This is a genomic window from Rossellomorea sp. NS-SX7 (genome assembly GCF_052828565.1).
In genome coordinates, this window is sequence record NZ_CM128249.1 from 3,007,291 (window position 1) to 3,021,710 (window position 14,420).

13 protein-coding genes and 1 riboswitch are annotated in these 14,420 nt (G+C 43.5%); of the genes, 3 read left to right on the forward strand and 10 right to left on the reverse strand.

The features are described 5' to 3' along the window. Positions 1-21 precede the first annotated feature (21 nt). From ACUXV2_RS15015 to ACUXV2_RS15030, 4 genes are all read right to left on the reverse strand, one after another. The gene (locus ACUXV2_RS15015; protein WP_446243989.1) at positions 22-1,023 is read right to left on the reverse strand and encodes an LLM class flavin-dependent oxidoreductase; all 1,002 of its coding nucleotides are present in this window, start codon (positions 1,021-1,023) and stop codon (positions 22-24) included. Positions 1,024-1,140: 117 nt separating this feature from the next. Beyond that, the gene (locus ACUXV2_RS15020) at positions 1,141-3,537 is read right to left on the reverse strand and encodes an immune inhibitor A domain-containing protein (RefSeq protein ID WP_446243990.1); all 2,397 of its coding nucleotides are present in this window, start codon (positions 3,535-3,537) and stop codon (positions 1,141-1,143) included. Between the two features lie 236 nt (positions 3,538-3,773). Next, complete coding sequence (locus tag ACUXV2_RS15025) at positions 3,774-4,838, reverse strand: tetraprenyl-beta-curcumene synthase family protein (RefSeq protein ID WP_446243991.1); 1,065 nt, start codon at positions 4,836-4,838, stop codon at positions 3,774-3,776. A 14-nt stretch (positions 4,839-4,852) separates the two neighbouring features. Then, positions 4,853-5,656, reverse strand: a complete 804-nt coding sequence (locus tag ACUXV2_RS15030) for an alpha/beta hydrolase (RefSeq protein ID WP_446243992.1) — start codon at positions 5,654-5,656, stop codon at positions 4,853-4,855. A gap of 84 nt (positions 5,657-5,740) precedes the next feature. Here ACUXV2_RS15030 and ACUXV2_RS15035 point away from each other — a divergent pair, with 84 nt between their 5' ends. Continuing rightward, positions 5,741-6,256, forward strand: a complete 516-nt coding sequence (locus tag ACUXV2_RS15035) for a gamma carbonic anhydrase (RefSeq protein ID WP_446243993.1) — start codon at positions 5,741-5,743, stop codon at positions 6,254-6,256. Positions 6,257-6,698: 442 nt separating this feature from the next. Here the strand turns inward: ACUXV2_RS15035 and metK are convergent, their stop codons facing one another. Further along, positions 6,699-7,898, reverse strand: coding sequence for a methionine adenosyltransferase (gene metK / locus ACUXV2_RS15040; protein ID WP_446243994.1), 1,200 nt, complete (start codon positions 7,896-7,898; stop codon positions 6,699-6,701). Between the two features lie 237 nt (positions 7,899-8,135). After that, positions 8,136-8,281: riboswitch (SAM riboswitch) on the reverse strand. 459 nt (positions 8,282-8,740) lie between these two features. Here metK and pckA point away from each other — a divergent pair. Then, positions 8,741-10,330, forward strand: a complete 1,590-nt coding sequence (gene pckA / locus ACUXV2_RS15045; RefSeq protein ID WP_446243995.1) for a phosphoenolpyruvate carboxykinase (ATP) — start codon at positions 8,741-8,743, stop codon at positions 10,328-10,330. A gap of 382 nt (positions 10,331-10,712) precedes the next feature. Here pckA and ACUXV2_RS15050 read toward each other — a convergent pair whose 3' ends face one another. Next, positions 10,713-10,862 (reverse strand): lmo0937 family membrane protein, encoded by a 150-nt coding sequence (locus tag ACUXV2_RS15050; RefSeq protein ID WP_446243996.1) that lies wholly within the window; start codon positions 10,860-10,862, stop codon positions 10,713-10,715. 150 nt (positions 10,863-11,012) lie between these two features. On the opposite strand from ACUXV2_RS15050, the gene ACUXV2_RS15055 reads away from it, so the two are divergent. Beyond that, positions 11,013-11,801 (forward strand): GNAT family N-acetyltransferase, encoded by a 789-nt coding sequence (locus ACUXV2_RS15055; protein ID WP_446243997.1) that lies wholly within the window; start codon positions 11,013-11,015, stop codon positions 11,799-11,801. A gap of 94 nt (positions 11,802-11,895) precedes the next feature. Here ACUXV2_RS15055 and ACUXV2_RS15060 read toward each other — a convergent pair whose 3' ends face one another. The 4 genes from ACUXV2_RS15060 to ACUXV2_RS15075 all read right to left on the reverse strand — a co-directional run bounded on the left by ACUXV2_RS15060 (position 11,896) and on the right by ACUXV2_RS15075 (position 14,192). Then, on the reverse strand, positions 11,896-12,459 hold the full coding sequence (locus tag ACUXV2_RS15060) for a biotin transporter BioY (RefSeq protein ID WP_446243998.1): 564 nt from the start codon (positions 12,457-12,459) through the stop codon (positions 11,896-11,898). A 54-nt stretch (positions 12,460-12,513) separates the two neighbouring features. Further along, a complete protein-coding gene (locus ACUXV2_RS15065; protein ID WP_446243999.1) occupies positions 12,514-13,068 on the reverse strand; it encodes a CBO0543 family protein in 555 nt (184 codons plus the stop codon). Positions 13,069-13,151: 83 nt separating this feature from the next. Further along, positions 13,152-13,394, reverse strand: a complete 243-nt coding sequence (locus ACUXV2_RS15070) for a DUF2584 family protein (RefSeq protein ID WP_446247084.1) — start codon at positions 13,392-13,394, stop codon at positions 13,152-13,154. A 12-nt stretch (positions 13,395-13,406) separates the two neighbouring features. After that, entirely contained in the window at positions 13,407-14,192 is a 786-nt protein-coding gene (locus ACUXV2_RS15075; RefSeq protein ID WP_446244000.1) for an alpha/beta hydrolase family protein, read from the reverse strand. Between the last annotated feature and the right edge of the window lie 228 nt (positions 14,193-14,420).

Consider the following 14,420-nt stretch of genomic DNA (forward strand, 5'->3'; position numbering starts at 1 on the left):
AAAGGCCCGTCCCTCACTGTTTTAAAGCAATGCATCAGCGATGAGCTGGAATGATTTGAGTTTGTCCTGGAAATCGTATGTGATGCTGACGAGCATGATTTCGTCGGTTTGATACGCTTCACTGAGCTGAATGATTTCCCTTTTTACTTTTTCAGGGTTTCCGACAATCATGCGCTTCCGGTTTTCCCTCACCCGGGCAAGTTCGAATGAGCTGTATTGATAGGTTGCCGCTTTCTCCGGACTTGGCGTTCCGTTCGAACGCATGCCCTGCTCGAGCATGATCAATGACAGATCAATACTTGATGCCACTCTTTCCGCTTCCTCATCGGTTTCTGCACAAATCGTGAAGACTGCCACAGTATTTTTGGGCTTATCGAGGTACTGAGATGACACAAAGTTATTGCGATACGCCTCCGTATACTGCGGACCGCCTTCGCCATTGATGAATTGCGCGAACGTGTATGGCAGCCCTTTTTGCGCTGCAAGCATGGCACTGGATGGACTGGATCCAAGCAGCCAGACCTCAGGCATCGTCTGAATCATGGGTGCTGCCGTAAGGCCTTGATATGGATGTGAATCAGGCAGAGAGTCTGTCAGATAACCGAGCAGTTCATCAATCTGCTCGGGATAACGGTGAACATCCCGGTGTTTTCCTTCACTGAGAGCCATCGAAGCCATCGGCATCCCTCCAGGCGCCCTGCCCAGCCCGAGATCGATCCGGCCAGGATTCAAGCCTTCAAGCAGCCTGAAGTTTTCCGCTACTTTATATGAGCTGTAATGAGGAAGCATGACACCACCGGAACCTACACGGATCTTCGCCGTGTTCTGCGCCAGATGGGCAATCAATACCTCCGGTGATGATCCTGCAAGGCTCGGTGAATCATGATGCTCCGATACCCAAAAGCGGGTGAAACCCAGCTTTTCAACAAACTGTGCAAGTTCTACTGTATGATTTAAAGCCTCTTTGGGGCTCATTCCTTCTGAAATCGGTGACTGATCCAAGACACTTAATTTGATCGTCAATATTGGACATCTCCTTTAATTGATGTGAGTATTATTATCAATTCCTCGATAAAAAATGTCCAATAACATGCTTAAAGGGTGACGGCACTAAAGCCGTCACCCTTTACAATATCATTCTTATTTGAAGATCAATACCTTACCGACAGTGCCGTCTGCACTTTCACCAGTTACACGGAATTTCAATCCGTAGTCCGGAACATCACGTCCTGCATCTACAAGACCTTTGTTGCTGTAGTCCAGACTATCATCGAATAGTGGTGTTTGAGCAGTTTGATTATCCTTCATCGTCACGCCTAACAGCTGAGAATAATCAAGGAACATTTTTTCTGATTTATTCAGGCTGAATGCCGCATCATGTACTTGGTAACGAGTTGAACCAACCGCTCCGTCACTCCAGTAGTTTGTGCTTTGATCGGCATCGACCACTCCTACAAATCCTTCTCCTGGATGAATTCCTGTCCAGTTTTCACTGAACTGTTTATCAACATACCAAACCACTAGACCTTTATTGAACTGCATCAAGCTTGCACCACGGCGGATGTTCGCAAGACCTTTATCCACCCCGTTGTGGCTGCGCCATTCAAGCAGGTAGTAGTGATCTGAACGTTTAATACCATCATTTTTCGTGAATCCGTTTAATGTGAATTTGGCGTCACCTTCGGCATTATCGAATAGAACCTCTTCTCCGTCGACTACAACAGATAAATCATCTGCGAAGAAACCTGGGTTGGATACAGCAGCATCTGTTACATATTCAATCGCCACTTCAACCTCTTGACCTGCATATGCAGAAAGATCGAATGAAGCGTCAATCCAGCCATTGGAAGAGCCTGTAATTCCGTTTCCAAGGTTAGAACCATGCGGGTTCGTATCAGTGGTGATGTCACTTGCTACCGACTCACCGTTCACTGTTACATATGCATAATCCCAATCTACTTCGATATCATACCAAGCCTTAAAGTTAAACTCTGCAGACGTCGCATTCGTCAAGTCCACTGTAGTGGATAATACATTGTGTAAGTCATCATCGCTTCCTGAGAAGTACTCATATTCACCGCTTGCCGGTTCATTGATTACTGTCTCTTTTTGTGGAAGAGTTACTTTCACAACGTCATTGTTCGTTCCTTTTGTGTTTGCCTGGTCTAGAAGGGCTTCAACACCTTTTGAAGTGACATCGTCTACATTGATTTCCGAACCAGTCAACCAGTTCCCTTGAGTCCCTTCATTGTCAACGACAGCAGATGCTTGCAGCATTTCCTTCATATACGGGCTGAAACCTGTCGGCATCGTTCCAGGGATATCACCAGCCCAGCTTCCGCTCGACATAATCGACCAGTAACTGACCGGCTCACCAGCACCAGTGTATTGAGTATCATATTCGTCCGGCAATCCAAGGTCGTGACCAAATTCATGGGCCATTACACCGACTGCACCATCTTCTGGCTCTATCGTGTAGTCATAAGCGGCCATCGCTCCACCCCAATAAGGGACAGTGGCAGCTGTACCAGGTAGCGCAAAGACGCCTCCAAGATTCCAGCGATGTGACCAAATGGCGTCAGAACCAAGAGAGCCTCCCCCTGCTTCTTCCCCTACTCCGGAATGAATGATCATCAAGTGGTCAACAAGTCCATCTGCTTCAAGGTAATTTCCATCTCCATCTAAATCATAACGGTCCCACTGATCGTAATCAGCAATGTTCACATTCGGATCTGCTGCAGCGGCTTCCAAAGCTTCTTTAACAAGTCCTCTGGCATTTACGTCACTGCCATCTTCTGTTGGATAGTTTCCTCCATATGCAGCAGCAGGTTGACTCGCCGTATACCATCCAGCAACTTCTCCTTCAACGGAATAGCTTCCACCGGATTGCTGTTCATAGTATTGCTTCATTGATACATAAGTTTTCCCGTCTGGGCCCGTCCAGCCGCCATCTCCAAACAGCATATCTTGATAATGTTCACGGGAGTATGCATCTTCATCTTCATAATACATATCGGTTTCGTCTGCCGTCATGGAGTTATGAGGCTTGTCCGGATAATCCACAAGAAGGACCAAAACCTTATCCGTGCGTTTTTCACCGTCCCAGGCTTCCTCTTTTACAGATCCAGGTGAGTTCTTCTTCGCCTGTCCTAATTTATTTCCTTTACCGGCTGTTAAATCATTATTCTTCATACTCTCTTGAAGCTTTGCTTTCGTCTTTGCTTCATCTTCATGAAGATCTCCGCTTACTTTTTCAGCAGCTTCAGACTTCTGCTGTAAAAACTTATTCAAAGCTTTTTCAGCCTGTGCTTGAGTTGCATTCTCTGAGATTTTACCATCTTTCTTTAACATCTCGATCAAACGCTCGTCATTTGCGATCCCGAGGTCAAATGGCCCCCCGTGACTATGTTCATGCTTTACCGTTGGCTTTGACAACACATTCTCTGGTACTATGGTCGATGCCGAAGCCGGTACAGCAAATGCACTGATACTTAAGGCAGCAGTCATCGCCATAGATAAAACTTTACGTGTTTTCAACACGTCATCCCCCCTTATGTACTATGTTTTTACAACTAATTACAATATACTAGATTTTTCAGAAAAATCCATATATTCTGACATAATTCGAATATTTCCTCCTATGAAAAATTTTTACAAGGGAATATCTTACTAATAAAAAATGTCACAAAACAACAAAAAGCTAGTCCTATGGTATTAGGACTAGCTTTTTGAATGGGACTATTTTATTTCGTGGTACGAAATAACTATGGTAATTATTTTGCTTTCTTCCATTTCCGATACATTCTTCCATTCCAAAAGAAGAACTTTGTCACCCATCCAGCTTCTCCGATGAATTCTTTCGAAAAAGCCTGGACCCTTTTTTGCCTGCTGGCTTTTTCATCGGACAGATAAACCCCGATCAATCCTTTGTTGATCAATCGGTGAAACCCTGAGTGTGGGAGATCGTTTGTATGTTCATCCGCTTTGCGCAGAAAATGAATGAGTCTCTCTCGCAAATGTTCATCATTTTCATAGTAAAAGCAGAAGTTCAAGTCCCCTCCCTCATGGTCTTCTTCCTGATCGATAAAATAATCCAAAAGGATATGAAGACCTTGTATGTAAGGAAAATAACCTGCCTTTATTTTTTCTGTATAAGAGGGATGAAAGTCCGGCCTGCTTGCATAGGCCACGAGGCAGAAGATTCCTAGTGTGGAACCGGAGCACGCCGAAAATTCATACCAATCCATCTCCGGAAGCCGTGAGCGGTGTCCTTCAAACCATGCCTGCAGCCTGCCCTCCCTTTCTTCTTCTTTCACGTGCTTATGTATTTGCAGATCACAATAATACTCGCATAGTTCCAGCAGTTCATTTTTGATACTTTGATAATGGGGTGTTTCAGCCAGCGATTCCTGACATGCCATAACCAGGTCACGTAAATATCCTCCATCATCCTGATCTTCTCTCAATGCATAATAGTTAACCGGCTCAGAGCCGACATTCAGTGAATCTTTCATCGACTGATGCAGGAGTCCAAAATCCTCAGGATCAAGGGATGTACTCCTGTCACAAAGATTATCCAGATAATCACTGATCGTCTGATAAGCAACTGTGAAGCGGATCGTTTCCTTCTTCTTTTCCAAAGAAAGAATGGAAAGAATCGAACCCCCTTCACAATGAAAGGTTTTATGCTCAATACTCGCTAATGCCTGTTTTCTTAACTCTTCGTTAGGGATTTCCTCCGCCCGCTTTTTCCAGTAATTCAGTTCTTGATGGACAAGCGGAAAGATATCCCGATATACTTTTGTCATTAATGAAAAAGGACTTGCAGGTACTGACAAGCTTACCACCTCGTTTATAAAATATATCCCAGCGCCTTCAGCCGGCTTTCTATAAAGATCTTTGAGTATTCGAAGATTTCTTCTCTTTCGGGTTCGTTATAAATTTCATGATAGCATTTCGGCCATTCTTTATAGTGCATTTCTGACAGCGACAGCTCATTGAACCATTTCTTGACCGCACTTTTGTCAACGATTTTATCGTCGCCCGCTTGCAGCACTAGAAGAGGGACATCCGGCAATTTATTTAAGTTCATTCTAGCAAGCTTGATCGCTTGAGCGAGCTCCCTGTACCAGCGGACAGAAACTTTTGTAATATAAAGCGTATCGTTGCTGTCTATCTCTCTGACATCGGCATTCCTCGTCGCCATATCAATCGTCAACCCTGATGGGAATTTGATCATCGGGGCGATTTTATTCAATCCATGGGAAAGCAATTCGATCGGCTTGGAAGGTCCGTTCACAAGACCGAGGCAAGGAGAGGATAATATGACCCCTGCCAATTTGACATGGGACTCCTGAAGCATCCGTACGGCAACCAGGCCGCCCATGCTGTGGCCAAGGAGAAATACAGGCAGTTCAAATCGATAGGCAGCCTGAACCCAGTCTTTCACCTCGATAATATATTCGTCGAACGAATCGATATGTCCTCTTTGTCTTCTCGACGTCATCCCCTGCCCCGGCAAATCACCCATGATGACATGAAAACCTGATGCACGCCACATTTCAATGAGCCAGCCGTATCGGCCATGATGTTCCATTGCTCCATGAATGATGACGATGACTGCTTTTGCCTCTTGATCTGTTTCCCATTTCCACATGGCAAATCCTCCTTAAATGTTTCTCAAATGGTTATCATCTGCTACCATTATTATAGTAAATATTATTGAAAGGGGTAGTGAAAAATGCTCTATCCATATCATGATAAAAAACCTATTATTGCAGAATCTGCTTTTATCGCCGATTATGTAACGATTTCAGGGGATGTTGAAATCGGGGAAGAATCGAGCATCTGGTTCAATACCGTCATCAGAGGGGACGTCGCGCCTACCAGGATTGGCAGAAAAGTAAATGTTCAAGACAATTCCATCCTTCACCAAAGCCCTGAAAATCCCCTGATCCTTGAAGATGAAGTGACAGTCGGCCATGGTGTCATCTTACATAGCTGCAAAATCAGAAAAAAAGCCCTCATCGGCATGGGATCAATCATCCTTGATAATGCCGAAATCGGTGAAGGTGCTTTCATCGGAGCCGGAAGCCTCGTCCCCCAGGGAAAAGTCATCCCTCCGAACACCCTTGCCTTTGGCCGACCGGCAAAAGTGGTGAGGGAACTGAACGAACATGATATCAGTGAAATGAAACGCATCTCAAGGGAATATGCGGAGAAGGGCCAGTATTATAAAAGCATCAAACCATTTTAACTCTTATATTTGTGATACCCAAAGCTGAGCGAGATTACTCGTGTTAAATTACGGGATGGGGATATAAGTGACGCAATTCCGTTGTATGTGCCTGGCTCGATTTGAGGATTTTGAGCCAGGGTCAACTCTTCTGACTTTTCCACGAAGATATCTACCGTTTTTTCATTTTATCTGCCGTTTTTTCATTTTATCTGCCGTTTTTCCGTTTTATCTGCCAAAATTCCAATATATCTTCCAAAAAAACGTTTTATCTGCCAAATTTCCGATATATCTGTCATTCTTCAAAATACGACAAATCCCGCGGGCATCATCCCCTAAAACTACAACTACCTATCCCCCCTCGACCGCAGCCCGCAATAAATCATAATACGTCCAACAAAAACATCCCAAATCAAAAAAGCCAACACCCCTAAAAGGAGTGTTGGTTTTCTCATATCTGTTATTACTTAAGAGCTTCGGCTTTCAATACTTCAGCTTTGTTGGTACGCTCCCAAGGAAGATCAAGATCGTTGCGGCCGAAGTGTCCGTAAGCAGCAGTCTGCTTGTAGATCGGACGGCGAAGGTCCAGCATCTTGATGATTCCGGCAGGGCGTAGATCAAAGTTATTGCGTACCACGTCAACCAATACATCCTCAGAAACTTTGCCAGTTCCGAATGTATCAACTGAGATGGATACAGGTTGTGCTACACCGATTGCATATGCCAATTGAACTTCACATTTTTCAGCAAGTCCGGCAGCAACGATGTTTTTAGCCACATAGCGGGCTGCATATGCTGCAGAGCGGTCAACCTTCGTCGCATCCTTACCGGAGAATGCGCCGCCGCCGTGACGTGCATATCCGCCGTATGTGTCAACGATGATTTTACGGCCTGTAAGACCTGCATCCCCTTGAGGTCCACCGATTACGAAACGGCCAGTCGGGTTGATGAAGTATTTTGTGTTTTCGTCGATCAGTTCTTTCGGAACAACCGGATCGATGACATACTCTTTCAGATTACGCTGGATTTGCTCTAGTGAAATCTCAGGATGGTGCTGAGTTGAAATGACGATTGTATCAATGCGCACAGGCTTATCGTTCTCGTCATACTCGACCGTAACCTGAGTTTTACCGTCCGGGCGAAGGTAAGGAAGAATTTCTTCTTTACGGACTTCAGTCAGCTGACGGGATAGTTTATGAGCAAGAGAAATCGGAAGAGGCATAAGCTCTTTCGTTTCGTTGCAGGCAAATCCGAACATTAGACCCTGGTCCCCTGCACCGATTGCTTCGATTTCTTTATCAGACATTTGTCCTTCACGTGCTTCAAGCGCCTGGTCTACACCTTGGGCAATATCAGCAGATTGCTCATCGATTGATGTCAGGACTGCACAAGTTTCAGCATCGAAACCATATTTCGCACGAGTGTATCCGATTCCGCGGATCGTTTCACGAACGATCTTAGGGATATCTACATAAGTATTTGTGGTGATTTCACCTGCAACAAGCACTAAACCTGTAGTAACAGACGTTTCACAAGCCACGCGGGCATTCGGGTCATTCGTTAAAATGGCATCAAGAATTGAATCAGAGATTTGGTCACAAATCTTATCTGGATGTCCTTCCGTTACGGACTCAGATGTAAACAGACGACGTTTTGTTGACATTAAGGTTCCTCCTCAAGCATATTTGCCGATATTAAATCGACAAAACCTATAAACAGATACGGTACTCATTTCCCTAAGTAGTATGAAGTAAACATGGTTTTTTTATAAGGAAGAGAAAGACGTCCTTATATAAAAACATGAGATTTAATCATTAATGCTCCACTATAAAATAGAAAAAACCCTTCCTCGGTAGAAGCACAAAGAGGAAAGGTTTCACATCATAGCCGCGCCTTTTCTCTCTTATCGTTCAAGGTTGTCCACCTTGCCTCAGTTTAGCACCTTCGCTTCATGGGATCCTTCCTGAATCAAGAAGGACCAACTATCTATTTAGCAGGTTGCTGGGTTTCATAGGGTCTGCTCCCTCCACCAGCTCAGGATAAGAGTATCCGTTCAAGGTACAATAATAACGTTAACACTAAAGGGTGTCAAATATTTTTTAGTATGTAAAGTTTAACAGCCCTTATCAATATTTTCCGGATAATCCTATACATTATTGTAGTAAGAAGTTTCTTTTATAGTTGGACAAGTCTCAGCGCCCCACACTGTTTTCCACTGGAGTCAAGTCCCTGCAGAGGAACGAAACGGTCTGCGTTTATACGCGAACACCTTTTTATAAGAAGAAACATGAAAACGTGGGTATATGAATGAGGAATTTCTCATGGACAAGCATAAACTGCTTAGATAGGGAAAAATAAGTTGCATTTTTCAAGGAATTTGTTACAAGTTTAAGTCACATTATAAAAAAGTGCTAAATAGTATAGACTAATAAATTAATTGTGTTATACTATTTTTGAAAAGATACAACAAAGTGGTAGTTAAATTTATATAAAGGAAGGGTTCTAATGAATTCAGTGAGCATGTCTAGTGAATTAACAGAGTTACTTAGCGGTCAAAATATCAAAAATCAACTGTCTGTTTCACAATTAGTGGAAAGAGTTCTTCATAGAAATGAAGGCGTTTTAACTTCTTCAGGTGCGGTCAGAGCTGAAACTGGCAAATACACAGGGCGCTCTCCTAAAGATAAATTTATTGTAGAGGAGCCTTCAACAAAAGATAAAATTGATTGGGGAGCTGTTAATCAGCCAATCTCTGCTGAATCATTCGATAAATTATACCATAAAGTCCTTGCATACTTAAAAGAAAAAGAAGAAGTATTTGTATTCAACGGATTTGCAGGTGCAGATCCCAAACATAGACTTCCGATCCAGGTAATCAATGAATTTGCGTGGCATAACTTATTTGCTCATCAGCTGTTCATTCGCCCGAATGCGGAAGAATTAATCTCACATAAGTCCGAATTTACGATCGTTTCGGCTCCTAACTTTAAAGCAGACCCTGCTGTTGATGGTACTAACTCTGAAACATTCATCATCGTTTCGTTTGAAAAACGCATCGTCCTGATCGGCGGAACTGAATATGCAGGGGAAATGAAGAAATCGATCTTCTCCGTTATGAATTACATGCTTCCTGAAGCAGATATCCTTTCCATGCACTGTTCAGCAAATGTGGGACGCGAAGGCGACGTCGCTCTATTCTTCGGTCTATCCGGAACAGGCAAAACGACATTATCGGCAGATCCGAACCGTCGTCTGATCGGGGACGACGAACATGGCTGGTCCCCGAATGGCGTATTCAACATTGAAGGCGGCTGCTACGCAAAATGCATCGGCCTGACTCGTGAAAAGGAACCTCAAATCTTTGATGCCATCCGCTTTGGATCAGTTCTGGAAAACGTTGTCCTTGATGAAGATTCGCGCATCCCGGATTACGAGGATAACAGTTTAACAGAAAACACGCGTGCCGCTTATCCGCTTCAAGCAATGGAAAATATCGTGGAACCGAGCGTTGCTGGCCATCCTAATACAATCGTATTCCTGACTGCTGATGCATTCGGCGTACTGCCTCCGATCAGCAAACTGACGAAAGAGCAGGCAATGTATCATTTCCTAAGCGGGTATACGTCTAAATTAGCAGGTACCGAGCGCGGCATCACTTCACCGCAGGCAACATTCTCTACTTGCTTCGGTTCTCCATTCCTGCCACTTGCTGCCACTCGTTACGCAGAAATGCTAGGAAAGAAAATCGATGAGCACAACGCAGAAGTTTACCTCGTAAACACTGGTTGGACCGGCGGAGAGTACGGTGTGGGTAACCGCATGAAGTTATCTTACACACGTGCAATGGTGCAGGCAGCATTAGAAGGTGAACTGACAAACGTCGAAACGGAAACAGACGAAATCTTCGGATTGAACATTCCTGTAAACGTACCAGGTGTACCTGATGAAGTGCTTCAACCAATTAAAACATGGTCAAATGAAGAAGCGTACAAAGTAAAAGCAACTGAACTTGCACGCCAATTCAACGAAAACTTCAAGAAATTCACAAACGTACCTGTCGAGATCGAAGCAAAAGGCGGTCCGGCTGTAAAATAATGAAAATGACCAGTCAAACACTGCAGGGTGTTTGGCTGGTTTTTTTGTTTTCATCAACGGGGTTCTCTGGTATCAACAAAAATTTGATTCAATCAGCGTATTTTGTTGTTATTAACGGATATTTTTTAAAAGACGTTCACATGGGGGTTATCTATTCAACGGCGAAATGCTGTGCATACCAACAAATATTTTAGGTTATCCACGAAATTCCATGCTTATCAACAAAAATTTCAGTTTATCAACATTTTTTCGAGATTACCGACAATTCTTCAATAATCGACAACTTCCGCAAATCCCCCGTTAAGACTAATCCCCCAAAGAATGCCCGTTCACTCCCATTCCACCCCAAATAAAAAAAGAGGATTTCTCCTCTTTTCAACATCTATAAGCCCTTCTTCCGGCCTGTAATCAGATTCCATAAGAACACGACCACGGCAATGACCAATAAAATATGGATGATGGCTCCGCCGATCTTGAAGATCAGTCCTAATAACCACAGGACAACAAGTATTCCAATGATGGTCCACAGCATGCTTACCGCCTCCTTCATCATGTATTGTTGCTAACTTTCCCTATATACCAACTTTTAAAACAACAACCACTAATTTTTGAAAATTCTTCTTTACTAAATATTAGAAATTTTGGTAATATATCAATTAAAACTTATAAAGGGGACAGGGACATGATCAGAGTATTGACCCGTGCTGATGACGAGCAATGTCAGCAGCTCATTCAAGGACAGCCTGCCGAGAATTTGTTCATCATCGGTGATATTGAGGCATTTGGATACGAACAGGACTTTCAGACCATCTGGGGTGATTTTGACGAAAATGGGAATTTGAGAGGGATCCTATTAAAGTATAGGGAAAATTTTATCCCTTATTCCAAAGGAGAGTTCGATGCAGAAGGATTCGCCGATATCATCAATACGTGCGATGATTTTAGTATCATGTCAGGACTAAAGGCGGTCACTTCAAAAGTAGAGCCTTTTTTAACCAAGGATTATCAATCAAAAAGGCAGTTGTTCTATGCAAAACTGGATAACGGGTACTCTTTGTCAAATCAGGAGCTGAATCATGTTGAAAAAGCATCTATCGAGAATCTTCCAAAGCTTGTCGAGCTCCTTAACTCTATCCCTGAGTTCAGCGGCGGAAGTTTCACTGTAGAGAAAAGAAAGCATGGGATGGAAAATGGGGTAGCGCGCAGCTACTATATTGAAAGAGACGGCCTATATGTATCCTCAGCTTCAACCACTGCCGAAAACAGCATGTCAGCGATGATTGTAGCTGTCTGCACTCATCCTGAGCACAAGAAAAAGGGCTATGCAACTGAATGCATGACAAAATTATGCCGTGATGTGCTGCAAGAAGGAAAGGAACTCTGCCTCTTTTACGACAACCCTGAAGCAGGCAGGATTTATAAAAACATCGGATTTGAGGATATCGGTTATTGGATGATGTATAAATTCTAAAGTGGTGCCTGCTTGATGTTGAACACCAAACCGGCCGGAGCTTCAATAATTTAAAAAAGCCGGACCTCTTTATCCATAGGTCCGGCCATTCTATTTACGCTGCCGCTTCAGGTCTTTCCTGTATCAATTTCGCCTGTACAAGACGTTTTCTAACAGTAATACCGATCCAGCTTGCCAGGAACGCTTTGATGAGCCCGACGACGATGAAAGGATATACCCCTGCTGCCATAGCCTGTGCCCAACTCAAATCGGCCACATATTTCAATTGAATCGTCCCAAGTAACAGGGTGACGACCATTCCTGCAGTGTTCGCAACCATGGCCATTGTAAGGTTGAATTTCGTCTTTTCTAAGATCAAGCCAGTAATGAATGCCGCTGCAATGAATCCGAAGATATAGCCTCCAGTAGGTCCGACAAGCACCTGAGCTCCCCCGCTGAATCCTGCAAACACCGGAACTCCAACCGCTCCAAGTGCCGCATAACCTACCATTGCAAAAGCTCCGTATCTACTGCCCAGAATCGTTGCTGTAAGCCCTACCGCCAAAGTCTGTCCGCTAATCGGGACAAGCGGCAGCGGAATTTCAATCTGCGCAAAGATCCCTGTTATTGCAGCAAAGATACTGCATTGGATGATCATTCTTAATTTTTCCCCATTCATTCATCTTTCTCCCCTTTTAAGTAAACTATCAATGAATTAAAGTTAACACAATTCTCATGTTTCGGGAAGAACATTCTTTTGGCTGAAAATTCTTTCTACGAACCAGCGGATCATATAGGAAACAATAAAATAAATCAAGAATGACCACCATGGATTCCAATAATAAGCTTTGTAATAATCAAGCCATCTGAAAAAAGGCTCACTGATGAATGATGCACCGCCTGCTAACACGATATTTGCTATAAAGAAAGCCTTTCCCCGTGGAAAATAATAATAAAGGAGCATATAGGATACCGGTATCATGGCATAATCGAATAAATAAGCTTTGGGGTAGATCGGCAAAAGCTCCGTCGGATATCCCCATAATCCCAATTCAAAGCCGAATCCATCCAGGTTGGCTGCAACAATGATCCATACGAGGCCGAAAAAAAGAATTTTAGGGAGATCATCCCGTTTCACCAACTTTAAAAATACCAGCCATAACAGAATCATCGCCGCAACAATCACCCACCACTTCAGCGTGAGAAAATTATATTCCAGCCAATAGTCGATGTTTAATTTCGAGGCTTTCAACAATTCACTATGTACTTTGTCATATTGTTCAATCATCCGTTTACCTCGTTTTTTTACTAGTATGAGATTTAATCCCTGCAATTATTAGCACATAAAAAAGAACCTGTAAAAGCAGGTTCCTAATTGGTCGTATTTAGTGATATCAGCTTAAAAGAAATCGTTGTCTTTCCTTCATGCCATTGGATTTTTTCAATACGTGCATATCCCCTCGAGTGGCTTTTTCTTGTCGTCCGTATTTCGATCGGAGTGTGCATTGGATATAAACGGTAGCCGTTTTTTTGCAATTGAAAAAGGTTGTCTTCCGTTCTGACCTCTCTTCCTTTTGTGACAAGCATGGTATTAAGCTCGAGCCCCATTCCCATGGTCATTCCCCTTTACTCCTGTTTTTTCATCCAATCACAGAGCATAGTGACGATTTCACGGTTTTTAAGAGGGGGAAAATAGTGTGTGTACTCTGAAAAGTAATAGGATTCAACGGATTTCCCGGCCTCTTTCATCCTTTTTTCTAATCTATATGCATGATCGATTGAAACGTTGTGATCTTTTTTACCGTGAATGATCAGGACAGGGGCTGAAAGTCCTTCAATATCATACAGAGGGGTACGCCACTCATACCGTTCGGGATATTTATTCGGGCTGCCGCCGATCACCCTTTTCATCATCCTGCGGAGATCTTTTCGTTCTTCATATGTCAGGAACATATCCGACACCCCTCCCCATGTGACGATGGAAGTGACCTCATTCATTTCGATGCCGGTGAAAAGAGCCATGACACCTCCCCTTGAAAAGCCGAATACGTGTATTCGCTCCTTATGTACCCGTTCATACTGCTTCAACAGCTGATAAGCTGACAAAGCATCTTCGCGGTCATCCCCTCCAAAGTCTTCATTTCCTTCCCCTCCGCGGTTTCCGCGGTAATATGGGGCGAACACAATGAACCCTTCTTGGGCAAATTGGGCGATGCGGGCAGGCCTCACCATCCCCACCCCTTTAATTCCGCCTCTTAAATATAGGAATCCATCATACTCACCTTCTTGCACCGGCTGTGCAAGAAGCCCTTTCACTCTCAGGCCCGCTGAGAAATAGACAATTTCATAAAGTTCGACATGCGGGTTGGGAGAAGGAAATAGCGTCTTTTTGACAATTGTTCCGTTCTTCATACTCTCTTCCTTTCAGTGAAATTGTTTCGCATACTGTTTTTATTTACTCTCTAAAGAAAATACCCATACTTGGGCTTCATTCGCAGCGTCTGCGTCCCATTTTTTGACGGATACGTGACGCATTTCGTCTGTCATTCTTACACAATGAACTCAACAGTCTTTTAGAAAAAACCCTTCAAAAATGGGCACTGGGTATTCACACATTTTTTACACATCACATAAACTATT